At 54.7% G+C, this 24,711-nt stretch carries 21 protein-coding genes; 10 read left to right on the top strand and 11 right to left on the bottom strand.

Annotation, left to right across the window (positions count from 1 at the left end; translation table 11 throughout):
- Positions 1 to 4 precede the first annotated feature (4 nt).
- The 4 genes from nagZ (at position 5) to WFP70_RS09080 (ending at position 3,985) form a co-directional block, all read left to right on the top strand.
- On the top strand, positions 5 to 1,048 hold the full coding sequence (gene nagZ / locus WFP70_RS09095) for a beta-N-acetylhexosaminidase (RefSeq protein WP_337023217.1): 1,044 nt from the start codon (positions 5 to 7) through the stop codon (positions 1,046 to 1,048).
- Between the two features lie 39 nt (positions 1,049 to 1,087).
- Entirely contained in the window at positions 1,088 to 1,630 is a 543-nt protein-coding gene (gene ycfP, locus WFP70_RS09090; RefSeq protein ID WP_034822066.1) for an alpha/beta hydrolase YcfP, read from the top strand.
- Between the two features lie 212 nt (positions 1,631 to 1,842).
- Positions 1,843 to 3,147: an NAD(P)/FAD-dependent oxidoreductase gene (locus WFP70_RS09085; RefSeq protein WP_034822063.1), complete on the top strand. Its 1,305-nt coding sequence runs from the start codon at positions 1,843 to 1,845 to the stop codon at positions 3,145 to 3,147.
- A gap of 295 nt (positions 3,148 to 3,442) precedes the next feature.
- On the top strand, positions 3,443 to 3,985 hold the full coding sequence (locus tag WFP70_RS09080; protein ID WP_034822117.1) for a glycine zipper 2TM domain-containing protein: 543 nt from the start codon (positions 3,443 to 3,445) through the stop codon (positions 3,983 to 3,985).
- 165 nt (positions 3,986 to 4,150) lie between these two features.
- Here the strand turns inward: WFP70_RS09080 and mfd are convergent, their stop codons facing one another.
- Positions 4,151 to 7,594 (bottom strand): transcription-repair coupling factor, encoded by a 3,444-nt coding sequence (mfd, locus tag WFP70_RS09075; RefSeq protein ID WP_337023218.1) that lies wholly within the window; start codon positions 7,592 to 7,594, stop codon positions 4,151 to 4,153.
- 140 nt (positions 7,595 to 7,734) lie between these two features.
- On the bottom strand, positions 7,735 to 7,944 hold the full coding sequence (locus tag WFP70_RS09070) for a hypothetical protein (protein WP_034822057.1): 210 nt from the start codon (positions 7,942 to 7,944) through the stop codon (positions 7,735 to 7,737).
- Between the two features lie 397 nt (positions 7,945 to 8,341).
- Here WFP70_RS09070 and lolC point away from each other — a divergent pair, with 397 nt between their 5' ends.
- The 5 genes from lolC (at position 8,342) to pepT (ending at position 13,808) form a co-directional block, all read left to right on the top strand.
- Positions 8,342 to 9,541: a lipoprotein-releasing ABC transporter permease subunit LolC gene (gene lolC / locus WFP70_RS09065; protein ID WP_160832500.1), complete on the top strand. Its 1,200-nt coding sequence runs from the start codon at positions 8,342 to 8,344 to the stop codon at positions 9,539 to 9,541.
- The gene (gene lolD, locus WFP70_RS09060) at positions 9,534 to 10,235 is read left to right on the top strand and encodes a lipoprotein-releasing ABC transporter ATP-binding protein LolD (RefSeq protein ID WP_337023219.1); all 702 of its coding nucleotides are present in this window, start codon (positions 9,534 to 9,536) and stop codon (positions 10,233 to 10,235) included. The genes lolC and lolD overlap by 8 nt, the downstream gene beginning before the upstream one ends.
- Complete coding sequence (gene lolE / locus WFP70_RS09055; protein WP_337023220.1) at positions 10,235 to 11,479, top strand: lipoprotein-releasing ABC transporter permease subunit LolE; 1,245 nt, start codon at positions 10,235 to 10,237, stop codon at positions 11,477 to 11,479. The genes lolD and lolE overlap by 1 nt, the downstream gene beginning before the upstream one ends.
- 149 nt (positions 11,480 to 11,628) lie before the next feature.
- A complete protein-coding gene (gene cobB / locus WFP70_RS09050; RefSeq protein ID WP_034822045.1) occupies positions 11,629 to 12,462 on the top strand; it encodes a Sir2 family NAD+-dependent deacetylase in 834 nt (277 codons plus the stop codon).
- A gap of 119 nt (positions 12,463 to 12,581) precedes the next feature.
- Positions 12,582 to 13,808 (top strand): peptidase T, encoded by a 1,227-nt coding sequence (pepT, locus tag WFP70_RS09045; protein WP_034822041.1) that lies wholly within the window; start codon positions 12,582 to 12,584, stop codon positions 13,806 to 13,808.
- A gap of 132 nt (positions 13,809 to 13,940) precedes the next feature.
- Here the strand turns inward: pepT and WFP70_RS09040 are convergent, their stop codons facing one another.
- From WFP70_RS09040 to rluE, 8 genes are all read right to left on the bottom strand, one after another.
- A complete protein-coding gene (locus WFP70_RS09040; RefSeq protein ID WP_337023221.1) occupies positions 13,941 to 15,062 on the bottom strand; it encodes a ribosomal protein uL16 3-hydroxylase in 1,122 nt (373 codons plus the stop codon).
- Positions 15,063 to 15,119: 57 nt separating this feature from the next.
- Entirely contained in the window at positions 15,120 to 16,580 is a 1,461-nt protein-coding gene (gene phoQ / locus WFP70_RS09035; protein ID WP_058962308.1) for a two-component system sensor histidine kinase PhoQ, read from the bottom strand.
- A 3-nt stretch (positions 16,581 to 16,583) separates the two neighbouring features.
- The gene (gene phoP / locus WFP70_RS09030; RefSeq protein WP_034822036.1) at positions 16,584 to 17,252 is read right to left on the bottom strand and encodes a two-component system response regulator PhoP; all 669 of its coding nucleotides are present in this window, start codon (positions 17,250 to 17,252) and stop codon (positions 16,584 to 16,586) included.
- Between the two features lie 223 nt (positions 17,253 to 17,475).
- Positions 17,476 to 18,846, bottom strand: coding sequence for an adenylosuccinate lyase (purB, locus tag WFP70_RS09025; RefSeq protein WP_034822034.1), 1,371 nt, complete (start codon positions 18,844 to 18,846; stop codon positions 17,476 to 17,478).
- Positions 18,847 to 18,890: 44 nt separating this feature from the next.
- Positions 18,891 to 19,532 carry a high frequency lysogenization protein HflD gene (gene hflD, locus WFP70_RS09020; RefSeq protein WP_034822031.1) on the bottom strand — a complete coding sequence of 214 codons (642 nt, stop codon included), beginning with the start codon at positions 19,530 to 19,532 and terminating at the stop codon, positions 18,891 to 18,893.
- A 35-nt stretch (positions 19,533 to 19,567) separates the two neighbouring features.
- On the bottom strand, positions 19,568 to 20,680 hold the full coding sequence (mnmA, locus tag WFP70_RS09015) for a tRNA 2-thiouridine(34) synthase MnmA (protein WP_337023222.1): 1,113 nt from the start codon (positions 20,678 to 20,680) through the stop codon (positions 19,568 to 19,570).
- Positions 20,681 to 20,721: 41 nt separating this feature from the next.
- Positions 20,722 to 21,195 (bottom strand): NUDIX hydrolase, encoded by a 474-nt coding sequence (locus WFP70_RS09010; RefSeq protein ID WP_337023223.1) that lies wholly within the window; start codon positions 21,193 to 21,195, stop codon positions 20,722 to 20,724.
- A gap of 45 nt (positions 21,196 to 21,240) precedes the next feature.
- Complete coding sequence (gene rluE, locus WFP70_RS09005) at positions 21,241 to 21,909, bottom strand: 23S rRNA pseudouridine(2457) synthase RluE (RefSeq protein WP_337023224.1); 669 nt, start codon at positions 21,907 to 21,909, stop codon at positions 21,241 to 21,243.
- 101 nt (positions 21,910 to 22,010) lie between these two features.
- Here rluE and icd point away from each other — a divergent pair, with 101 nt between their 5' ends.
- Positions 22,011 to 23,261, top strand: coding sequence for an NADP-dependent isocitrate dehydrogenase (gene icd, locus WFP70_RS09000; protein WP_038647536.1), 1,251 nt, complete (start codon positions 22,011 to 22,013; stop codon positions 23,259 to 23,261).
- Between the two features lie 59 nt (positions 23,262 to 23,320).
- Here icd and WFP70_RS08995 read toward each other — a convergent pair whose 3' ends face one another.
- Positions 23,321 to 24,577, bottom strand: a complete 1,257-nt coding sequence (locus WFP70_RS08995; RefSeq protein WP_045813885.1) for a mechanosensitive ion channel family protein — start codon at positions 24,575 to 24,577, stop codon at positions 23,321 to 23,323.
- Positions 24,578 to 24,711: the final 134 nt, after the last annotated feature.

The raw sequence follows: 24,711 nt of genomic DNA, 5'->3' as shown, positions 1-24,711 counted from the left end.
AACCATGACCATGAATACCCCCGGCCCATTAATGCTGGATGTTGAAAGCTACGAACTCGACGCCGAAGAGCGCGAGATTCTGAAGCATCCGCTGGTGGGCGGACTGATTCTGTTTGCCCGCAACTTTCACGATGTGGATCAGCTGGCGGAACTGGTACGCCAGATTCGCGCTGCTTCGCGTAATCGTTTAGTGGTCGCCGTGGATCAGGAAGGCGGACGGGTGCAGCGCTTCCGTGAAGGCTTTACCACACTCCCCGCGATGCAATCTTTTGCCGCCCTGCATGATATCGCCACGGCGGGTGAAGTCGCCCAGCAGGCGGGCTGGCAGATGGCAGCGGAAATGATCGCGATGGATATCGACATCAGCTTTGCGCCAGTGCTGGATATTGGCCACATCAGCGCGGCGATTGGCGACCGTTCCTTCCATGAAGATCCCGCGATTGCATTGCAAATTGCTCGCCGTTTTATCAACGGCATGCACGAAGCCGGCATGAAAACCACTGGCAAGCATTTCCCCGGCCACGGTGCGGTGAGTGCTGATTCACACAAAGAGACCCCGCGCGATCCGCGCGATGCCGCCACGCTGCGCCAGCATGATATGGCGATCTTTAAGCAGTTGATTGATGAGCAACTGCTGGATGCCGTGATGCCGGCGCACGTTATCTATACTGAGATCGATACATTACCTGCCAGCGGCTCACCTTATTGGCTGCAAACCGTGCTGCGTAAAGAACTCGGTTTTAACGGGGTGATTTTCTCCGACGATCTGTCGATGGAAGGTGCTGCGGTAATGGGCAGTTATGCTGAGCGCGCTCAGCAGTCGCTCAATGCGGGCTGCGACATGATCCTGGTGTGCAATCAGCGCGCCGGAGCGGTGAGTGTGCTGGATAACTTGACGCCGATCCAGGCGGAGCGTGTCACGCAATTATACCATCAGGGGCGTTATACCCGAGAAGCGCTGCAATCCAGTGAACGCTGGAAGCAGAATCATCATCAGCTGAGCGCATTACAGGAGCGCTGGCTGGAGCATAAAGCGTCGGGCAGATAAGCGTCGCTGCCCGGATTTCATTCCACGCTGAGGATAATCATGATCATCTATCTGCACGGTTTTGATTCCAATAGTCCGGGCAACCACGAAAAAGTGCTGCAACTGCAGTTTATTGACCCGGACGTCAGACTCATCAGTTACAGCACGCAGCACCCCAAACATGACATGCAGTTTCTGCTGAAAGAGTGCGATAAATTGCAGCAGCAGGGCGGTGACGCGTATCCCTTGATTTGCGGGGTAGGGCTGGGTGGTTACTGGGCCGAACGTATCGGTTTTCTCTGCGGTATGCGTCAGGTGATTTTCAATCCCAACCTATTCCCGTATGAGAACATGGAAGGCAAGATTGATCGTCCGGAAGAGTATCTGGATATCGCCACCAAGTGCGTCAGTGATTTTCGTGAAAAGAATCGCGATCGCTGCCTGACCATTTTGTCCCGCCATGACGAGGCGCTGGATAATCAGCGCACGGCCGCACAACTGCACCCTTTCTATGAAATCGTGTGGGACGAACAGGCCAGCCATAAATTCAAGAACATCTCGCCGCATTTACACCGCATTAAGGCCTTTAAATCCCTTGCCTGAGCCTCCGCGCGCCGTGTGATGCGGCGCACAAAACGTTTAACATTCTGATAATGCGCTTGAAAGATTGATGTACATCAATTTTCTTATGATATGTCGTTAGCGCCGTGATATTCTGCCCTCAGCTCGCGATTTAACGTCGCCAACCCTATGTTTATTAAGGTTTTTAGTAACCATTAATTAACTATTGGTTTACAACTTTGAGGGGGTCTTTGTTGACTACATCTATGGAAAAAATCGTCATTATTGGCGGTGGTGCCGGCGGCTTAGAGCTGGCAACGCAGCTCGGTCACAAGCTGGGCAGGAACAAGAAAGCCGAGATTATTCTCGTCGATCGCAACCACAGCCATCTGTGGAAGCCATTGTTGCATGAAGTGGCAACCGGTTCGATGGACGAAGGGATCGATGCCCTGAGTTATCTGGCGCACGCGCGTAATCACGGTTTTCAGTTCCAGCTGGGTTCGCTGACGCAAATCAACCGCGAAAACAAAACCATTGAGCTGGCGGAAATCCGTGATGCTAACGGTGAATTACTGGTACCGCAGCGCGAGATGGCTTATGACCGTCTGGTGATGGCACTGGGCAGTACTTCCAATGACTTCGGCACTCCGGGTGTGAAAGATCACTGCATCTTCCTCGATAACCCGCATCAGGCTCGTCGTTTCCACAACGAAATGCTTAACCTGTTCCTGCGCTTCTCCGCCAGTGAAGGTAGCCTGGAAAAAGTGAACATTGCGATTGTCGGCGGCGGCGCCACCGGCGTTGAGCTGTCAGCAGAACTCTACAATGCCGTGAAACAGCTGCACAGCTATGGCTACAAAGGCCTTGATAGCTCTGCACTGAACGTGACGCTGGTGGAAGCCGGTGAGCGTATTCTGCCAGCATTGCCACCGCGCATTTCTGCTGCGGCACACCAGGAACTGACCAAGCTCGGCGTACGCGTCCTGACGCAAACCATGGTGACCAGCGCAACAGAAGAGGGGCTCAATACCAAAGGCGGCGAATTTATTAATGCTGACTTGATGGTGTGGGCTGCCGGTATTAAAGCGCCGGACTTTATGAAAGAGATTGGCGGGCTGGAAACCAACCGTATCAATCAGTTGGTGGTGAAAGACACGCTGCAAACCACGCTGGATGATGACATCTACGCGATTGGTGACTGCGCCTCCTGCGCACTGCCGGGCGGCGGTTTTGTGCCACCGCGCGCGCAGTCTGCACACCAGATGGCGTCACGCGCGCTGGAAAATATTCTGGCGCAACGCAAAGGCAAACCGCTCAAAGCCTACGTCTATAAAGACCACGGTTCCCTGGTATCACTGTCGCGCTTCACCACCGTGGGTAGTCTGATGGGTAACCTGATGCGCGGCTCGATGATGGTAGAAGGGCGCATTGCGCGTTTCGTCTACATTTCTCTATATCGCATGCACCAGATTGCGCTCCATGGATACTTCAAAACCGGCCTGATGATGCTGGTCGGTAGCCTGAACCGCGTGCTGCGTCCTCGCCTCAAGTTGCATTAATGTTTTCGGGCGGTCCTCTGCCGCCCGATGCCGCTCTGCCTGCCGTAACCCGCTGAAAAACGACAATTCAGTTTAAGGTTACGGCGGTATTTCAGCCTCTCTCAGAACTCTCCGAAAAACTGGCCCTGACGGCTTTCCGCTGCGTTTCCTCCATTAATCTGATGTTGCAATTACGGACCATCTGTAAAACTTATATCCACAAACACGGCGCGGCGCGCACGCCGGTTATGCCTCGGCTACACAGGATTTCGTAGCGGCAGGAATGCGCGGTAACAACATTCAGGAGGACATTCCTGTGAATAAATCAATGTTAGCGGGTATCGGTATCGGCGTGGCAGCAGCGTTAGGGGTTGCCGCCGTCGCCAGCATGGATGTCTTTGATCGCGGCCCGCAGTATGCACAAGTTCTCTCGGCGACGCCGATCAAAGAGAGCATTAAACAACCGCGACAGGAGTGTCGCAACGTGACGTTAACGCATCGTCGTCCGGTACAGGATGAGAACCGCATCGCCGGTTCGGTACTGGGTGCAGTGGCGGGCGGCGTGCTCGGTCACCAGTTTGGTGGCGGTCGTGGGCGCGATGTCGCAACGGTAGCGGGCGCGCTGGCGGGCGGTTACGGTGGTAACCAGGTGCAGGGGGCACTGCAGGATCGTGATACCTACACCACCAACGAGCAGCGTTGCAAAACCGTTTATGACAAACAGGAAAAAATGCTGGGTTATGATGTGACCTATAAAATAGGCGACCAGCAGGGCAAAATCCGCATGGAAAATGACCCTGGCACCCGCATTCCGCTTGACCGTAATGGTCAGCTGATCCTGAATTCGAATCAGGCCTGATTGGGCAAAGACACGTCACAGCAGCAGTAACGAAAAAAGCGCCGTAAGGCGCTTTTTTTATGGTGTAAACCGGCGCGGCGAGATTCATCTCGCGTCCCGATAGCCACCATGTTGCATGCAGAAGCGCAATGTATCGCTTCGCCAGGCGAGATGCGGCTGAGGACGCTAAATCCGATTCTTCGCCAGTTCGGCAATGAAGCCCTGAATCCACTCCATCCGCACTTTGCGCTCTTCCAAATCACGAGTGAATCTCAGACGGGTTGGACCATCCAACTTCCACTGTTTAGGATCTTTTTGCAGCAGGCCAATCAACCAACCGGGATCGACATGATTCTGCGGCGCGAACTCGAAGAATCCGCCTTTTTCACTGGCTTCAATTTTACGCACGCCCAGTTCTCGCGCCACCAGACGTAAAGCCGCCACATCCAGAAGGTTGCGCGCCGCATCCGGCAACTTGCCAAAACGATCGATCATCTCAACCTTCAGCTCAGCCAGTTCCTGCTCGTCACTGGCTGAGGCAACGCGTTTATAGAGTGACAAACGCGTGTTCACGTCCGGGATAAAGTCATCCGGCAGCAGCGCAGGCATGCGCAGTTCGATTTCGGTCTGGTTGCTGGTGAGATCTTCCAGCGACGGCTCGCGCCCGGCCTTCAGCGCATCCACGGCGTTTTCCAGCAGTTCCATATACAGCGTGAAACCGATCGTTTCCATCTGGCCGCTCTGATCTTCGCCCAGCAGCTCGCCGGCACCGCGAATCTCAAGATCGTGCGTCGCCAGCGCAAAGCCCGCGCCCAGGTCTTCCAGCGAGGCAATCGCCTCCAGACGCTTCTGCGCATCAGTGGTCATGGCTTTTGGATGCGGCGTTAACAGCCAGGCATAGGCCTGATGGTGTGAGCGACCGACGCGGCCACGCAGCTGATGCAGCTGCGCCAGGCCAAAGTGGTCAGCACGCTCAATAATGATGGTGTTGGCGCTCGGCACATCAATACCGGTTTCGATGATGGTGGTACACACCAGCACGTTAAAACGCTGGTGGTGGAAATCATTCATCACCCGTTCCAGCTCGCGCTCGCGCATCTGGCCGTGGCCGATGGCGATGCGGGCCTCCGGCACCAGCTCCGCCAGACGCTGTGCGGCTTTTTCGATGTTCTCAACATCGTTGTAGAGATAGTAAACCTGACCGCCGCGTAAAATTTCACGCAGCAGCGCTTCACGCACCACCAGGCTGTCGTACTCGCGCACAAAGGTTTTCACTGCTAAACGGCGGGCTGGCGGTGTTGCAATGATCGACAGATCGCGCATGCCGCTCATCGCCATATTCAGCGTACGCGGGATGGGGGTAGCAGTGAGCGTCAGGATATCAACGTCCGCGCGCATCGCTTTAATACGCTCTTTATGACGCACGCCAAAACGGTGCTCTTCATCGACGATCAACAGACCGAGATCGTGCCATTTCAGGTCGTTTGACAGCAACTTATGCGTGCCTATCAGAATATCCACTTTGCCTTCACGTGCCTGTTCCAGCACCTGACTCTGCTCTTTCGCGCTACGGAAGCGTGACAGCATCTCAATGCGCACTGGCCAGTTGGCGAAACGGTCGCGGAAGTTATCGTAATGCTGCTGCGCCAGCAGGGTGGTGGGCACCAGCACGGCGATTTGTTTGGCATTCTCCACCGCGAGGAAGGCGGCGCGCATCGCCACTTCAGTTTTACCAAAGCCTACGTCACCGCACACCAGACGATCCATTGCCAGCGGCTGGCACATGTCGCTCAGCACCGCATTAATGGCCTGGCCCTGATCCGGCGTAGTCTCAAACGGGAAGCCTTCGCAGAACAGTTGATACTGATCGCGATCGTGCTTAAAGGCGAAGCCGGTTTTGGCCGCGCGTTGGGCGTAGATATCCAGCAGTTCGGCCGCCACATCACGCACTTTCTCCGCCGCTTTCTGGCGTGCGCGTGACCAGGCATCGCTGCCCAGCTTGTGCAGCGGGGCATTCTCATCCGCGCCACCCGCGTAACGGCTGATCAGGTGCAGTGATGAAACCGGCACGTACAGCTTGGCGTCGCCCGCATAGGAGAGCATCAGATATTCCGCGACAATGCCGCCGGCTTCCAGTGTAGTCAGGCCAATATAACGGCCCACACCGTGTTCCAGATGCACCACCGGCTGGCCGGGATGTAGCTCGGCGAGGTTGCGGATCAACACATCGGGATTGATGGTACGGCGATTATCCTGGCGACGACGGCTGACACGCTCACCCAGCAGGTCGCTTTCACAAATCAACGCGCGATGGCCCGCGCTATCAATAAAGCCGCGTTCGCTGGCACCAATCATTAAACTGTACGGCTGTTTGGCGGCTTCTTCAAAGCGTTCAATCGGCTGTGGGCGCAGTTTGATGCGCGCCAGCAATTCCTGCAGGCTTTCACGACGGCCTTCACTTTCTACTGAGAAAATGATCTGCCCATCAAACTGCTCCATGAACTGACGCAGCAGATCGAGTGGCGCTTTCGCCTGGGCCTGCACCGTCAGTTCCGGCAGCGGTTGATAGCCGAGATTGGTATTGGCGGCTTTTTCTGGCAGCGTTTCGCTGCTGAGCTGCATGCGTGGCCAGGCTTTCAGTTCGCCGAGCAACGCGTCCGGGCGCAGCCACAACGTTGCAGGCTCCAGCAGCGGGCGCATAGGATCGATGCGGCGATTGTCGAAACGCGCGTTAGCATCCTGCCAGAAGCGATCGGCGCTGCCGTGCAGATCGCCACTGTTGAGTACCAGCGTGTTAGCAGGCAGATAGCTGAACAGGGTAGGCAACTCCTGCTCAAAGAACAGCGGCTGCCAGTATTCGATCCCGGCAGGCAGCGTGCCTTTGCTCACCTGCTGATAGACATGCTCCGGCTCGCGGCGCACATCAAATAGCTCGCGCCAGCGGCTGCGGAACAGCTCAATCGCCGCTTTATCAGTGGGAAATTCGTGCGCAGGCAGCAAATTGATGGCGTCAACCGCTTCCAGCGTGCGCTGGCTGTCCACATCGAACAGGCGCAGGCTGTCAATTTCGTCATCAAAGAAGTCGATACGATAGGGCTGATCGCTGCCCATCGGGAACAGGTCCAGTAGCGCGCCGCGCGTGGCGTACTCGCCGTGCTCCATCACCTGATCGACATGGCGATAGCCAGCCTGCTCCAGCTGATCACGCAGCGCATCGCGCGAGAGTTTTTGCCCCTGCTTCATCACCAGCGCATGGCCATGCAGGAAGCTGTGCGGACAGACGCGCTGCATCAGCGTGTTGACCGGCATAATCAGCATGCCGCGCGTCAGATTGGGCAGTTGATAAAGGGTGGAAAGACGGGCAGAGATAATGTCCTGATGCGGCGAGAAGCTGTCGTAAGGCAGCGTTTCCCAGTCGGCGAGATTGGTGACCGGCAGATCGGTGAACTGGCGAATCTCCTCCTGCAGACGCAGGGCAGATTGCATATCCGGCGTAATCATCAGCACCGGACCCGGGTGGCGTTCGGTGATACTGGCGCACTCAACCGCCTGCGCGGCGCCAATCAGTTCGCCGAGCTGACGATGATCGCCCGCTTTCGCAGGCAGGGTATAACGACTCTGTTCCGACATAAGGACTCGACATTCTCTCCTTGGATTCCAGGGCGTCATCATTCCATAATCTGCCCCCAGGATCATCTGTCGCGGTGCTATTTCTCATCGCCCTTCATACTTCGCGCTGTGGCCGCGTTGGCTGCGTCTGCGAACCCCGGTCACTTACTTGATTGCTGTGTGTAGTGCATGCGCGGACGATCGACGTTAGCCCAGGACAGCTCTTTTTCCAGATGATAGCTGTGGTTGCCGTCGTCCCACTTCACGTAATAGCCGGTTGCCGCATCTCCCTGTTCAAAGACGTTGACGATCTCGCCTCTGATTTCTCCCGATTTGTGTTTCACGATACTGCCCTTCGGAAATCTGAACATGGGTATACTCCTTTTCGCCCGGCATCTTTCGCACCGTGGCGGCGTTGGCTGCGCCTACTAACCCCAGTCACTTACTGATGTAAGCTCCTTGGGATTAGCAGGCTTGCCGCCTTGCCACAGCACGAAATCTTTGGGCTGACTGCGGTGCTGATTAAACGGGCATACTGCGGTGCCGGCTGGACATAAATTTGTGCTACATGGAGAAGTCTACCGCAGGGTATGCCTAATAAACGCACAATAAGTATCATTATTTTGTCGCAATTTTATGCATTGACGCAGATTGCGACGTATTTGGATGCAACTTTGCCACAGACTCAGAGGGTTAGAGGTTTCATAAACAGGGCTGCTCCTTTATCATCCCACTACTTATTTTCAGGCAACTGCCAAGACGGATCTCATGTATCAACCAGTCGCGTTATTCATCGGTTTGCGCTACATGCGTGGACGTGCCTCAGACCGCTTCGGTCGCTTCGTCTCCTGGCTTTCCACCATCGGTATCACGCTGGGCGTGCTGGCGCTGGTCACCGTACTGTCGGTGATGAACGGCTTCGAGCGTGAGCTGGAGGGCAATATCCTCGGCCTGATGCCGCAAGCGTTGGTCACCAGCGACAAAGGCAGCATCAATCCACAACAGGTGACGGCGGAGAGCCTCAAACTGCAGGGCGTCACACGTGTGGCCCCGCTGACGACCGCTGATGTGGTGCTGCAAAGCGCGCGCAATGTCTCAGTGGGCGTGATGCTGGGTATCAACCCGGACGAACAAGATCCGCTCACCCCTTATCTTGTGAACACGCAACAGAACGTGCTGCAACCGGGCCAATACAATGTGATTCTCGGTGAACAGTTGGCGTCTCAGTTGGGCGTTAAACGTGGCGACCAACTGCGTCTGATGGTGCCGACGGTGAGCCAGTTTACGCCGGTGGGCCGCTTGCCGAGCCAGCGTATCTTCACCGTCGCAGGCACCTATGCTGCCAACAGCGAAGTCGATGCCTATCAGATTCTGGTGAATCAGCAGGATGCCTCCCGCGTGATGCGCTATCCGCTGGGTAACATCACCGGCTGGCGTTTGTGGCTGGATAAACCGCTGAATGTGGATGCCTTCAGTGAACAGCACCTGCCGGATGGCCTGACGCTGAAAGACTGGCGCGAGCGCAAAGGCGATCTGTTCCAGGCGGTACGCATGGAAAAAAACATGATGGGGCTGCTGCTGAGTCTGATCATCGCGGTAGCGGCGTTTAACATCATTACTTCACTCGGTCTGCTGATCATGGAAAAGCAGGGTGAAGTGGCGATTCTGCAAACGCAGGGCTTAACCCGCCGACAGATCGTCGCGGTGTTTATGGTGCAGGGCGCCAGTGCTGGCATTATCGGCACCTTGCTCGGTACGCTGCTCGGCGTGCTGCTCGCCAGCCAGCTGAATAATTTGATGCCAGTGATTGGCCTGTTCCTGGATGGCGCGGCATTGCCGGTCGATATCAACATCTGGCAGGTGGTCACGATTGCGCTGGTCTCCATGATCGTTGCGCTGCTCTCAACCCTTTATCCGTCATGGCGCGCTGCCGCCGTTCAACCCGCTGAGGCTCTACGTTATGAGTAATACCCCTTTGTTGCAGTGTCGTGACCTGTGCAAACGCTATCAGGAAGGCAGCGTGCAGACCGATGTGCTGCGCAATGTGGCTTTTAGCCTGCAGCCAGGCGAACTGACGGCCATCGTTGGTAGCTCCGGCTCGGGCAAAAGTACCTTACTGCATCTGCTCGGCGGGCTCGATGCGCCCACTTCGGGTGACGTGGTGTTCGACGGCAAATCACTGAATGCGATGTCCTCTGCTGCCAAAGCCGAGCTGCGTAACCGTGAGCTGGGCTTTATCTACCAGTTTCACCATCTATTGCCAGACTTCACGGCACTGGAGAACGTGGCGATGCCATTGCTGATTGGCAAAACCGCAAAAGCGGAGGCCGCCTCGGGCGCGCTGGAAATGCTGGCAGCGGTCGGACTGGAAAAACGCGCTGCGCATCGTCCTTCTGAGCTGTCGGGCGGTGAGCGTCAGCGTGTCGCAATCGCGCGTGCGCTGGTGAACCGTCCGCGCCTGGTGATGGCGGATGAACCGACCGGTAACCTGGACGCGCGTAATGCCGATGCGATTTTCAAACTGCTGGGCGAGCTGAATCAGCAGCAGGGCACCGCATTTCTGGTGGTGACGCACGATCTGAATCTGGCTAAGCGTCTGAATCGCCAGATGGAGATGCGCGACGGTCAGCTGAGCGAGCATCTGACGCTGGGAGCCATCTGATGGGTTCGTCATTATCCCTGCTGCTTGGCCTGCGCTTCAGTCGCGGTCGGCGGCGTGGTGGCATGGTCTCACTGATCTCCATCATCTCGACTATCGGCATCGCCCTGGGTGTTGCCGTGTTGATTATTGGCCTGAGCGCGATGAACGGTTTTGAACGCGAGCTGAACAAGCGCATTCTGGCCGTGGTACCGCACGGTGAAATCGAGCCGGTGAATCAGCCTTTCCGCAACTGGCAGCCGATGATCGCACCGATTGAAAAGGTGCCGGGTATTGCGGCAGCGGCGCCTTACATTAACTTTACCGGCTTGATTGAGAGCGGCGCGAAGATGCAGGCGTTGCAGGTGAAGGGTGTCGATCCGCAACAGGAATCGCGGCTAAGCGCCTTGCCGAGTTTTGTCGATGGCGATGCGTGGCAGCAGTTTGGCGCGAATAAGCAGCAGATCATCCTCGGTGGCGGCATTGCGAAATCGCTTAACGTGAAGCAGGGCGATTGGATCACCATCATGATCCCAAACAATGACGGTGAAAATAAGCTGCTGCAACCGAAACGTATTCGTCTGCAGGTATCAGGCATTCTGCAACTCAGCGGGATGCTCGACCACAGCCTGGCGCTGGTGCCGCTGGCGGATGCGCAAAAATATCTTGATATGGGTGACAGCGTCAGCGGCATTGCGCTGAAGATGAGTGATCCCTTCCAGGCGCAAAAACTGGTGCGCGATGCGGGTGAAGCCACGCACTCCTATGTCTATATTAAGAGCTGGATTGGCACCTACGGTTACATGTACCGCGATATCCAGATGATCCGCGCGATTATGTATCTGGCGATGGTGCTGGTCATTGGCGTGGCCTGTTTTAATATCGTCTCGACGCTGGTAATGGCGGTGAAAGATAAGAGCAGTGATATTGCGGTGCTGCGCACGCTGGGCGCCAAAGATGGCCTGATCCGCGCCATTTTTATCTGGTATGGCTTACTGGCCGGATTGCTCGGCAGCATCAGCGGTGTCGTGGTGGGTGTGCTGGTGGCGCTCAACCTGACACCGATCGTGCGTGGACTGGAGCATCTTACCGGTCATCAATTGCTGGCGGGGGATATCTACTTCATTGATTTCCTGCCATCGGAGTTGCACTGGATTGATGTGATTTCGGTGCTGGTGACCGCCATCCTCCTCAGCCTGATTGCCAGCTGGTATCCGGCGCGGCGTGCCAGTCGAATCGATCCGGCTCGCGTGCTGAGCGGGCAGTAATGATAAAAAACGCAGCCGCCTTCGCGGCTGCGCACATTTTCAGCGTCTGTGGCATGCAGCCGTCATGCGCAGCCGCTATTATCGGGAACCATTATCCCGAGCCAAACACCCGACATGCGGTGACAACCACCGCAGCATAAGGAGCTTTTATGCGCATACCGCGCCGCCGCCTACGACTCGCCCGCGACAAGAAAAATCGCCGCAAAGTGCATCAGCGCTTTCGCCAGCGCATCTTTGAACGCGATCGCAAAGCTGAACTGGCTGCGCACCCGCAACCGCGCGTCGTGGTACTGACCGGCGCTGGCATCTCCGCCGAGTCAGGCATTCAAACCTTCCGCGCTGCCGACGGATTATGGGAAGAGCATCGGGTTGAAGATGTTGCCACACCAGAAGGATTTCATCGTAATCCCGATCTGGTGCAAGGATTCTACAATGCGCGCCGCCGTCAGTTGCAACAGCCGGAGATTCAGCCAAATGCCGCGCACAAAGCGCTGGCCGAACTGGAACAGGTGCTGGGCGACAACTTCCTGTTGGTGACGCAGAACATCGATAATCTCCATGAGCGGGCAGGCAGTCAGCGCGTGTTGCATATGCACGGTGAATTGCTAAAAGTGCGCTGTGAAAGCAGTGGCCAGGTGCTGGATTGGACGGAAGATGTTAAGCCGGACGATCGTTGCACCTGCTGCCAGTTCCCGGCCCGACTCCGTCCGCATGTGGTGTGGTTTGGAGAAATGCCGCTCGGCATGGAAGAGATTTATCAGGCGATTGAGAAAGCCAATCTGTTTATCGCCATTGGCACCTCCGGGCATGTCTATCCCGCCGCCGGCTTTGTGCATGAAGCAAAACTGCAGGGGGCGCATACCGTTGAGCTTAATCTGGAGCCGAGTCAGGTGGGCAATGAATTCGCGGAAAGCCAGTACGGCTTGGCCAGTGAGGTGGTACCGGATTTTGTGCATACCTTTCTACGCGGGCTGTATAAGTAAGACGATATCTGGTTAAGCACTTTGCGCTGAGAACGCTAACCTGAAGGATAATGATTTGACGCAACATGGCGCGCCTCACGCGCCATGATAATAACGCAGGTTCTTTAGAGGGATGACAAATGGATCAATTACTTGAGCGTTTTCTCAGTTATGTGGCCGTAGAAACTCAGTCAAAACCGCAGGCGCGTCAGGTGCCCAGCAGTGAAGGGCAGTGGACGCTGGCGCGTCAGTTACAGGAAGAGCTGATTGCACTGGGATTTGTTGATGTGTCCCTGAGCGATCACTGCTGCGTGATGGGCACTTTGCCCGCCAACGTTGACTGGCCGACCCCGGTGATCGGCTTTATCTCGCATATGGATACGTCACCGGATTTCACCGCTAAAAACGTCAATCCGCAGATTATCGAAAACTACCGTGGCGGCGATATTGCGCTGGGCAATGGCGATGAAATCCTCTCGCCGGTGATGTTCCCGATTCTTCACAAATTGATTGGCCATACGCTGATCACCACTGATGGCAAAACCTTGCTGGGCGCAGATGATAAAGCGGGTATCGCTGAAATCATGACGGCGATGGCGCGACTGGTGAAAGAGAATATTCCGCACGGCGCGATTCGTGTGGCGTTTACCCCAGATGAAGAGATTGGACGCGGCACCTCTCATTTCGATGTTGAAGGTTTTGCAGCGGACTGGGCGTACACCATTGATGGCAGCGATCTCGGCGAATTTGAATTTGAAAACTTCAATGCAGCAACCGCGATGGTGAAAATCACCGGCAATAACGTGCACCCCGGCAGTGCGAAAAACGTCATGGTGAACGCGCTGGATCTGGCGATGCGTTTCCACGCCGAGCTGCCAGCCAAAGAGAAACCGCAGTTCACTGACGGTTATGAAGGCTTTTTCCATCTGCATACCATCAAAGGCACGGTTGAGCATGCCGAGTTAATGTATTTGATTCGTGATTTCGACGCCGACAGTTATGAACAGCGTAAACAGCTGCTGGAAGAGATTGCTGCGCGCGTTGGGAAGGGGCTGCAGGCTGAATGCTCAGTGAAAGTAGAGATTAACGACAGCTACCGCAATATGCGTGAGAAAGTTGAGCCACATCCTCAGATTATTGAGCTGGCGCTGCAGGCGATTCGCGATTGCGGGATTGAACCGGTGGTGAAACCGATTCGCGGTGGCACCGACGGTTCTGCGCTATCGTGGAAAGGTTTGCCGTGTCCGAACCTGTTCACCGGCGGCTATAACTACCACGGTAAACACGAGTTCGCGTCATTAAATGTGATGTCGCAGGCGGTGGATGTGATTGTGCGCTTGTCTGCGCTGGCAGCAGAGAAGAAATAATATGAAAAAGGCCTGCTAAGCAGGCCTTTTATCAATATCTTACGTGGCAGCGCAGTCAACAGCGTCTCTGTCGCGGCAAACATCTGTGGCAAATCGCGCCGTGATAAAGAGGCGCGATTTTAGCGCAACAGATTACTCACCAAAGAACCAGTAGCCGCTGTTCACCAGCGCCGCAAGCTGTGCCAGCAGCGACGGATCGTCCAGCGCATCGCCGAAATCTTCCAGCGTTAACACCTGATTGTGTGCCAGTGCCGCCAGCACTTCCGGGTGGCTGCACGCCACGCGCTCGCCATTCACAAACACCGCATCGCCCAGCGTTAACACGCGCAGGCCACCAAGACGTGTCAGCGCATCGCCTTGCTGCAGCGCATCGTAAATCTCATCAGGCTGATACGGCGGCTCAGGAGGTGCGATATCCAGTTCGTGACGTGTCTGTGAGATAAACTCACCAAACCACTGATTAAACTGTTCTGGCTGATTAATGACATCCAGCATCACCTGACGAATCCCTTCAACTTCAGAAGGCAAAATCTGTGACGGGCAATCACGCGACGGCACATCCGGATCGCTGAAACGATAGCTGCCTAATTCGTGCGCCAGCATGTAATCAGCGAAGCCGCTAATCAATTCACGACCGTTAGGTGCACGGAAACCGACCGAATAATTGATGGCATTTTCAAGCGAATAGCCCTCATGCGGGAATCCTGGTGGAATGTACAGAATGTCGCCCGGCTCCATCTCTTCATCGATGATGGCATCAAACGGCTCAACCTGAAGCAGATCGGGATGCGGGCAGTGCTGTTTCATCGGCACTTTTTCGCCTACGCGCCAGCGACGACGGCCGGTGCCCTGAATGATAAACACATCATACTGGTCGAAGTGCGGGCCTACGCCGCCGCCCGGAACGGCAAAAGAGATCATCAGATCGTCCATGCGCCAGTCAGGCAGGAAGCGGAACGGGCGCATCAGGGCAGCAGAAGGTTCATGCCAGTGATTTACCGCCTGCACCAGCAGCGACCAGTTGCTCTCGCCGAGATGATCATAGCTTTCAAACGGACCATGGCTAACCTGCCATTTGCCGTTGTTATGGCTCACCAGGCGGCTGTCCACCTCGTTTTCCATCGCCAGACCCGCCAGCTCATCAGGAGAAATGGGATCAATGAAGTTTTTAAAACCACGCTTGAGCACCACCGGGCGTTTTTGCCAGTAGCGCTGAATAAAGTCGGGCCAGTTAATATCGAGCTGATAGTCCATACGAGTGTTCCGGTTAGGGCCATGAATGCAGGCAAGTATAACAGCCCGCAGGCCTTTCTACTCGCGGTGATGTTCAACTTCCTGACGCTGGAAAATCACTTCCATGCGGGCACCGCCTAGTGGGCTGGTGCTGGCGATCACCTTACCGGCGTATTGTTCGAGGATGTCGCGGACCACGGCTAAGCCAAGGCCCTGGCCGGGACGTAACGTATCGGCACGCTGACCGCGCACGAAGATCAGATCGCGTTTGCTTTCAGGAATGCCGGGGCCGTCATCATCAATAAACAGATGCAGTGCCTTGTCGGTTTGTCGTGCGCTGACCTCAATAAATTCCAGGCAGTATTTGCAGGCGTTATCCAGCACATTGCCCAGCACTTCCATAAAGTCATTTTGGTCGCCGATAAAGGTCAACTCGGGGGAGATATCCAGGGTGATTTCGACCCCTTTGCGCTGATAAACCTTATTCAGCGCCGAGCAAAGGCTATCCAGTAGTGCCGACACCGAATGCAGATCGCGCTGCAGCGGATTATGATCGGCTTGCATACTGGCTCGATGCAGGTAGTAGCCAATTTGTTGTGAAATACGGCTAATCTGCTCCAGCATCACTGGCTCGGCCTGCTCCACGGTGAGCTCCTTGCCGCTGCGCAGGGAGCGCAAGGTACTCTGCAACACCGCCAGCGGGGTTTTCAGGCTGTGCGTTAAATCAGACAGGGTGGTGCGATAACGCGTGTAGCGCTGGCGCTCATTGGTCAGCAGCAGGTTGAGATTTCGCACCAGGCTGCGCAACTCCTGCGGTGGATTGTCGTCCAGATTCTCGCGATGACCCGTTTCCAGTTCACGCACCTGCGCGGTTAAATCACCAATAGGGCGCAGGCTCCAGTGCGCGGCCAGCCACAGCAGCGGAATCACTAACAGCAGGTTTGCTGCCAGCACATAGCTAAACCATGACCACACCACATCCGAGTGCTGCAGTTCCTGGGGGATGGAATCCACCACGACGATGGTCAGTGCCGGTAAGTTGGTGGTGGCATCGTAACGGTTGACGGCGACCGAGTGGGTAAAGGTGTCGTTGTTGTCGCTGTCCAGTTGATGTAACCGCTCTTTGACCTCGGAGTTGTTGCCGATGGCGGCCAGACTGGTGCGATTTGTGGTGTCAATTTCATAAAAATCGGGCTTGAGCAGCCACTCACGCCGAATGTTTTTGCGGATGTCAGGCACATCACGCTGCTGCCACAGCAACTTGCCGTGTTCATCGTAGATGAACACCAGCGTCGGGAAATTGAGCGTCATCCGCTCTGGCTGGGCAATGGTCAGCTTATTGTTTTGCCATTGCGCCAGGGTGAAGAACAGGTTGCTCTCGCCGCGCATCACGCGATAGGTGTTTTTATCGAAACTCACCACATAGCCGACTACGGCAACCATGCCGTAGGAGAGCGATAGAAACAGGACAATAGCGGCAGTCGCCAGTAAAAACCGGGCGCGTAATGAGAAAGGACGTAAGCGATTCAGCCAATTCATAAATCAGAGATCAAAGCGATAGCCCTGGCCGCGCACGGTGTTAATCACTTCGGTCGGATGGAGCGCAAGAATCTTTTTACGCAGGCGCCCCATCAAAACATCAATGGTGTGGCTCTCGCGCAGTTCGGCATCGGGATAGAGTTGCAGCATCAGCGAATCTTTGCTGACCACTTTTCCGGCGTTGCGGATCAAGGTTTCTACAATGGTGTACTCAAAGGCGGTGAGTTTGACCGGTGCATCATTGACGGTGACTTCGCGACGTGACAGATCAACCTGGAACGGCGGCATCGCAATGATCTGCGAAGCGTGTCCACTGTTGCGACGCATCAGCGCCTGCAAACGTGCAGCGACTTCTTCGATATGGAAAGGTTTGGTGACGTAGTCATCGGCACCGGCTTCGAGTGCTTCCACTTTAGCCTGCCAGCCTTCACGTGCCGTCAACACCAGAATCGGTTGACGCACAGCATCGCCGCGCCAGCGACGAATCAACGACATGCCATCTTCATCAGGCAAGCCTAAATCGACCAGCGCAATGTCGGGAATGTGTTCCTGCAGGAAATAGTCGGCTTCTTTGGCATCTTCGGCAGCATCCACCTGATGACCCATTTCACGTAACTGCACGGCGAGATGATGACGCAGCAGTGCATTATCTTCCACAACCAGAACACGCATAGAATTTCCTTACCTTCAAACTCAGTGATGATGGCAAGAGTATATGTTAAGCGAGCTAAACAAGAGAACAACACTTGATTGTCATCGTTTGAACGACAGCAGCAAAAAGCGGCGAGCATTCATTCCGGACGCAGGCAACAAGGGATTGATGCACTGGCCAATTTGCTGTTGCTCGGATGCCTGAGGGGAAAAAAGGGTGTGCCCGCAGGCACACCGTTAATAATTATTTTAAATCATCAACCATCTGAATGGCGCGGCCGAGATAGTTGGCCGGTGTCATCTGCTTCAGACGCACTTTCTCTTCTTCCGGCAGTTCGAGACTGTCGATGAAGGCCTGCATACCGGCTGCATCTACACGTTTACCACGCGTCAGCTCTTTCAGCTTTTCGTATGGCTTCTCGATACCGTAGCGGCGCATCACGGTCTGGATCGGCTCGGCCAGCACTTCCCAGTTGTGATCCAGTTCGTCCAGCAGACGATCGCGGTTCACTTCCAGTTTAGAGATACCTTTCAACGTCGCCTGATAAGCGATCAGCGCATAGCCCACGCCGACGCCGAGGTTACGCAGTACGGTAGAGTCGGTGAGATCGCGCTGCCAGCGGGAAACCGGCAGTTTGCTCGCCAGGTGCTGCATCACCGCATTCGCCAGACCGAGGTTGCCTTCAGAGTTTTCGAAGTCAATCGGGTTCACTTTATGCGGCATGGTGGAAGAGCCAATTTCGCCCGCGATAGTTTTCTGCTTGAAGTGATTCAGGGCAACGTAGCCCCAGATATCACGGTCAAAGTCGATCAGAATGGTGTTGAAACGTGCGATGCAATCAAACAGTTCCGCGATGTAATCATGCGGTTCGATCTGAGTGGTGTACGGGTTCCAGGTGACGCCCAGTGAGGTAACAAACTGCTCGCTCAGCTGATGCCAGTCTACTTCCGGATACGCAGCGATGTGGGCGTTGTAGTTGCCGACCGCGCCGTTGATTTTGCCCAGCACTTCGATTTTGCTCAATTGACGCAGCTGACGTTCCATACGGTAAGCGACGTTAGCCATCTCTTTACCCATGGTGGATGGCGTAGCGGGTTGGCCATGCGTACGCGACAGCAGCGGGATATCGCGATATTCCTGCGCCAGACCTTTCACCGCATCGATAATTTTGTTCCAGAAAGGCACGATGACGTCACGGCGAGCGGTTTCAAGCATCAGCGCGTGAGACAGGTTGTTAATATCTTCAGAAGTACAGGCGAAGTGGATGAACTCGGATACCGCATGCAGCGCAGGGACATCAGCCACTTTCTCTTTCAGGAAGTACTCAACCGCTTTGACGTCGTGGTTGGTGGTGCGTTCGATGGTTTTGATGCGCGCCGCGTCTTCTTCGCTGAAATTGGCGACAATGGCATCAAGGAAAGCGTTTGCGTCAGCATCAAATGCAGGAACTTCCTTGATCTCTGCGGTCGTAGCCAGTTTCTGTAACCAGCGAACTTCAACCTCAACGCGGAATTTCAGCAAACCGTATTCGCTGAAAATGGCGCGCAGCGGGCTGACTTTATCGCCATAACGGCCATCGACAGGTGAGACGGCGGTCAGAGAGGATAATTCCATCAGTGCAACTCCTGAATCGTTAACAAATTAGGGCAGGGCGGCGCTTAATACGCCGGGCCCAACCGGGATAAAATGGTTTTGGCTTCACGCAGCAAACGCTGACGCGAGAACATCAGCTGCAGGCGGCCACCGCCAACCTGCTGCCACAGCACAGCAGCACGAATACCTGCCAGTAAGGTGGCACGCACTTTACTCTGTACCTGAGAATTCTGTAATACCTGCGGCGAACCGGTGACCTGAATGCGCGGACCCAGTGGGCTAATGACATCGACATAAATCCCTGCCATGGCACTGGTGATGGTTTCAGATTCCAGCTCGTAATGCGCGAGTTGGCGATCAAGCTGCGCAATACGCTGAGAAAGGGTGTTCAGCGCCGCGCTGTTGCCGTGCAATTTGCGCTCCAGCACCATCATACTCAGGGTGTAACGTGTCAGTTCGGCCCCGGCACCCTGGCGGCTGCCGCTGTTCAACACCGCCATCAGCGATTCCAGGCCGAGATGCAGATTCGCTTCATCATTGCCAAATACCGCCAGCGTCGAGCCGGGGTTCAGATCCAGCAGGCTGCGCAGCGACACGGTTAATGCGGCATTGTTGCAACTGCCCTGATGCGCTAATTGCTGCACCAGATGCGCGGACTGACAAATACCCGCCAGCGCGAGCGTTATCTCATAATAGTTCTTGGCCACGCTTAACTCCTGTCATCGCGTCGGCAGCGCCGACCTCAGGCTTCTGCCAATGGCAGGCGCTGTTCAATAATGCCGCCGCCGAGGCAAACATCACCCAGATAAAATACGGCCGACTGGCCAGGCGTGACGGCCGCAACCGGCTCGTCAAAACGCACTTCAATACGATTGCTATCGAGCGGAATGATTTCACAGGGAATATCGGTCTGGCGATAACGGGTTTTCACCGTGCAGCGCAGCGGGGCCGTCATCGTTTGGCGATCAACCCAATCCAGTTGCTGAGCGACCAAGCCCACAGACATCAGGCGTGGATGTTCCGCACCCTGAGCCACCACCAGGCGATTGCGTGCGACGTCTTTGTCGACCACATACCAGGGATCGTCATTGCTCTCTTTGCGACCACCAATACCTAATCCTTTGCGCTGACCCAGCGTGTGATACATCAGCCCCTGGTGCTCACCGACAATCTCACCCTCAACGGTTTCGATTTCGCCCGGTTGTGCAGGTAAGTAACGACCAAGGAAGTCGCGGAATTTGCGCTCGCCGATAAAGCAGATGCCGGTCGAGTCTTTTTTCTTCGCGGTGATCAAATCCAGTTCTTCAGCGATACGGCGTACTTCAGGCTTCTCCAGTTCCCCCACCGGGAACAAGCTTTGCGCAATCTGTTCATGGCTCAGGGTGTAGAGGAAGTAACTCTGATCTTTATTGCCGTCGAGACCGCGCAGTAACTGGCTGGTGCCATTCACATCGGCGCGGCGCACATAGTGACCGGTGGCGATGAAGTCTGCACCGAGATCTTCAGCCGCGAATTCAAGGAAGGCTTTAAATTTGATCTCTTTATTGCACAGAATATCGGGGTTTGGCGTGCGGCCCGCTTTGTACTCTTCCAGGAAGTGTTCGAACACGTTATCCCAGTACTCAGCCGCGAAGTTGATTTTGTGCAGTTTAATGCCGAGTTTGTCACACACGGCTTGAGCGTCAGCCAGATCATCAGCGGCGGTGCAATACTCCTCGCCGTCGTCTTCCTCCCAGTTCTTCATGAACAGGCCTTCAACCTGATAGCCCTGCTGTTGCAGTAACCAGGCGGATACGGAAGAATCGACGCCGCCGGACATCCCGACGATCACTTTTTTCTGGCTGTTGTCAGACATGACGCACTCTTAATTACGATAAAAACAGGCGGCGCATTCTATCATGCCGAAGCCGGGCGCGCACCTTCGTGAAACGGCCATTGGAACGGCGCCACCAGTTGCAGCGGATAACGTGCGCCTTGCTGCCACAATCGTACACTCTCAGCGACCAGCGGTGAACGCAGGCGATTCGCCGTCAGAATCTGCTCTGGCAGCAGCCACCAGCAGCAATCGATGTCGCGATCGTGCGGGGACGTCTCGCATTTTTCTGGCAGATCGAGGCCAAACAGGAAACGCACAAAAGGTGTATCGTCAGGCGCGATCCACTGCTGCACACCGAGGAAATACTCAGGTTGAGCGTCAATGCCGGTCTCTTCAAACAACTCACGCTGCGCCGCTTCTAAAATCGTTTCATTGGCTTCGAGATGGCCCGCCGGCTGATTCCAGGTAATACGGCCATGAACACGCTCCTCGACCACCAGCAATTCGCCTTGTGCCTGCACAATGCAGGCTACGGTTACATGAGGTTTAAACATCCTTCCTCCGAATTTGTTAACTAAAAGTTATTGAAAAAACCTGTTTTAAGCTTCTGCATTCACTTCGCGCCACTCACCCAAGGCTAAATCGTCGAGCTGATAATGGCCCATAGCAAAGCGAATCAGGCGTAAGGTGGGAAAACCAATATGCGCCGTCATGCGCCGCACCTGACGGTTACGTCCTTCGTACAGGGTGATTTTCAACCAACTGGTCGGGATCGCTTTACGCTCGCGGATCGGCGGCTGGCGCGGCCACAGCCACGCTGGCTCGGTCACTAATTCCACGCCAGCAGGCAGCGTGGGTCCATCATTGAGGGTGACGCCGTTGCGTAACAGGGATAAATCTGATTCCTGTGGTGCACCTTCAATCTGCACATAATAGATTTTTCCGGTGCGCTTTCCGGGCTGCGTAAGTTGCGCCTGTAGCGCGCCATCGTTGGTCAGAATCATCAAACCTTCGCTGTCGCGATCGAGGCGGCCGGCGGCATAAACGTCGCTAACCGGCACGAAATCCTTGAGCGTGCGGCGTCCCGCTTCATCACTGAACTGCGGTAAAACATCGAAAGGTTTGTTAAAGAGTATGACGCGTCGCGGTCCTTTTGGACGTGTGTCACGGCGCACGGGCTGGCGTGCTGCGGTGTTTGGACGCTTATCCTGGTGAATTCGTTGAGAAGTTTTTCGCATGGGCTTTGCAGTCAGAAACAATCGGCGCATTATAACGCGAAACTGCGGTGATTGGCGTAGCGGAAATATTCAAGTAGTATTGACCCGCATCTTACAAATCATTAACAAAAAATCGCTCGAAGGAGAGGTTGATGGAAAGCAAAGTAGTTGTTCCGGCGGAAGGTCAAAAAATCACCCTGGTTCAGGGCAAACTCACTGTTCCGAATAACCCAGTCATTCCTTACATCGAAGGTGATGGCATCGGCGTTGATGTTTCCCCTGTTATGCTGAAAGTGGTTGATGCCGCTGTGAAGAAAGCCTACAACGGCGAGCGCAAAATTTCCTGGATGGAAATTTATACTGGTGAGAAATCAGTAGAACTTTACGGCCAGGACGTCTGGCTGCCGCAAGAAACCCTCGATTTAATCAAAGAGTACCGCGTTGCCATCAAAGGCCCACTGACTACGCCAGTTGGCGGCGGTATTCGTTCTCTGAACGTGGCGCTGCGTCAGGAGCTGGATCTGTACGTGTGTCTGCGTCCGGTTCGCTACTACACCGGCACTCCAAGCCCGGTTAAACGCCCAGAAGATACCGACATGGTGATCTTCCGTGAAAACTCAGAAGATATCTATGCGGGTATCGAGTGGAAAGCGGGCACGCCAGAAGCGGACAAAGTGATCAAGTTCCTGCGCGAAGAGATGGGCGTGAAGAAAATTCGCTTCCCTGAGCAGTGTGGTATCGGCGTGAAGCCGTGCTCTGAAGAGGGCACTAAACGTCTGGTGCGTGCTGCGGTTGAGTACACCATCACCAACGATCGTGACTCACTGACCCTGGTTCACAAAGGCAACATCATGAAGTTCACCGAAGGCTCATTCAAAGACTGGGGCTACCAGTTGGTGAAAGAAGAGTTCGGCGGCGAGCTGATCGATGGCGGTCCATGGATGAAGTTCAAGAATCCAAACACTGGCAAAGAAATCATCGTTAAAGACGTGATCGCTGACGCCTTCCTGCAGCAGATCCTGTTGCGTCCAGCAGAATACGACGTTATCGCCTGTATGAACCTGAACGGTGACTACATCTCTGATGCCCTGGCGGCACAGGTTGGTGGTATCGGTATCGCACCTGGCGCGAACATCGGTGACGAGTGCGCACTGTTCGAAGCAACCCACGGTACTGCACCTAAGTACGCGGGTCAGGATAAAGTGAACCCAGGTTCCGTTATCCTGTCCGCAGAAATGATGCTGCGTCATATGGAGTGGTTCGAAGCCGCAGACCTGATTGTTAAAGGCATGGAAGGCGCTATCGCTGCTAAGACCGTGACCTATGACTTCGAGCGTCTGATGGATGGCGCTAAACTGCTGAAATGTTCAGAGTTTGGTGACGCGATCATCGCGAACATGTAATTTCTGCCAGCCAGAAATTGAGACGGGAGCCCATGGCTCCCGTTTTTTTATGCGCTAAGTTAATCGGCCTGCTGTTCAACGGATTTGGCGGATGACGCATGCTGCTGCGACAAGCGCCAGAAATCATTGCCGCCCGGATGCTGATACATGCGCAGGCCAAACTGGCCGACAATCGCATAGATATATTCGAAGATCGCTGACTGCGAATTCTCATACTCCACCCAAAATATCGACGAGGTGAAGCAATAGACTTCTACCGGCAAACCTTCCGGCGAGGGCTTCATGGTGCGCACCACGATATACATATCCTGCTTAATATCATCGCGCTGCGACAGCCACGCGGTGAGATATTTGCGGAACACCGTCAAGTTGGTCATGCCGTTGTCAGCAAACCAACGATCGCCCACTGCATTGCTGTCACGGCCATCCATTAACGCTGACAGCTGTTCGTTAACACCGCGAATCTGGCTCATCTGCTGAATGAGTTCGTGATCGAGAAAGCGAATCGACATTTGGTCGAGGTGGAAGCTACGCATAATACGGCGCGCGCCGGAGGAGAACATCGCCTGCCAGTTGGTATAGGTTTCGGTGAGGAAGTTTTTCGTCGGGATGCGTGACAAAGTGTTATCCCAGTTACGCAGCGTAATGGTGTGCAGTGCAATATCAATCACTTCGCCGCTAATGCCTTTATCCGGCATCTCAATCCAGTCACCAAGTTGCAGCACATCGTTGGATGACACCTGAATATTCGCCACCAGCGACATTAAGGTGTGCTGGAACACCAACATTAATACCGCAGCAACCGCACCCAAACTTGAGATAATAATCACTGGCGATTTATTCGACATAATGGCCAGAATCATGATCGCCGAAATAATGTGCACCAGGATCTTGCCGACCTGAATATAGCCCTTGATCGAGTGATTCTTACGCTTTGATTTGCGGGAGTAGGAGTTGTTAACAATCTCCAGCACTTCTGTGAAGAACAGCGACAGATAAACAAAGAACAAAATGCCGCAGATAGTCTTAATAGCAATCAGCAGATGCTCGGGCAGATCTGGCATAAACTGCAGCAGGTAATAGACCGTGATCACCGGAATAAAGTTTGAGAGCTTTTCAGATAGCCGCACATCTTTATCAAGTGGAACCTGTTTTTTGTGTGTGCTGAAGAAGACCTTGCGCACCACCTTCACCACAAAGAATTTGCAGATCAGATGCGTCACCATCCCCGCAATCACCAGCAGCAGCAAGCTAAAAGTGGTGGATAGCAGGGTGTTACTCTCAATAAATTTCTGGATATCGCTTAAATAATTCATATTCACAACATGCCTGACAACGTTGGCGGGGATTCAATCACAAACTGTGATCATACTGTATGCGACAAGTGCGCAATTTCTTAACGGCGGTTCGCGGCTGACAATACATTTCGCAAAACTTTGAAACAGATAGC

The organism is Pantoea sp. USMM079, from assembly GCF_037153115.1.
In the GTDB taxonomy this organism is placed as follows: Bacteria; Pseudomonadota; Gammaproteobacteria; order Enterobacterales; family Enterobacteriaceae; genus Pantoea; species Pantoea communis.
The sequence above is the reverse complement of the archived record's forward strand: the minus strand, read 5'-3'. Positions and strand labels throughout refer to the sequence as shown.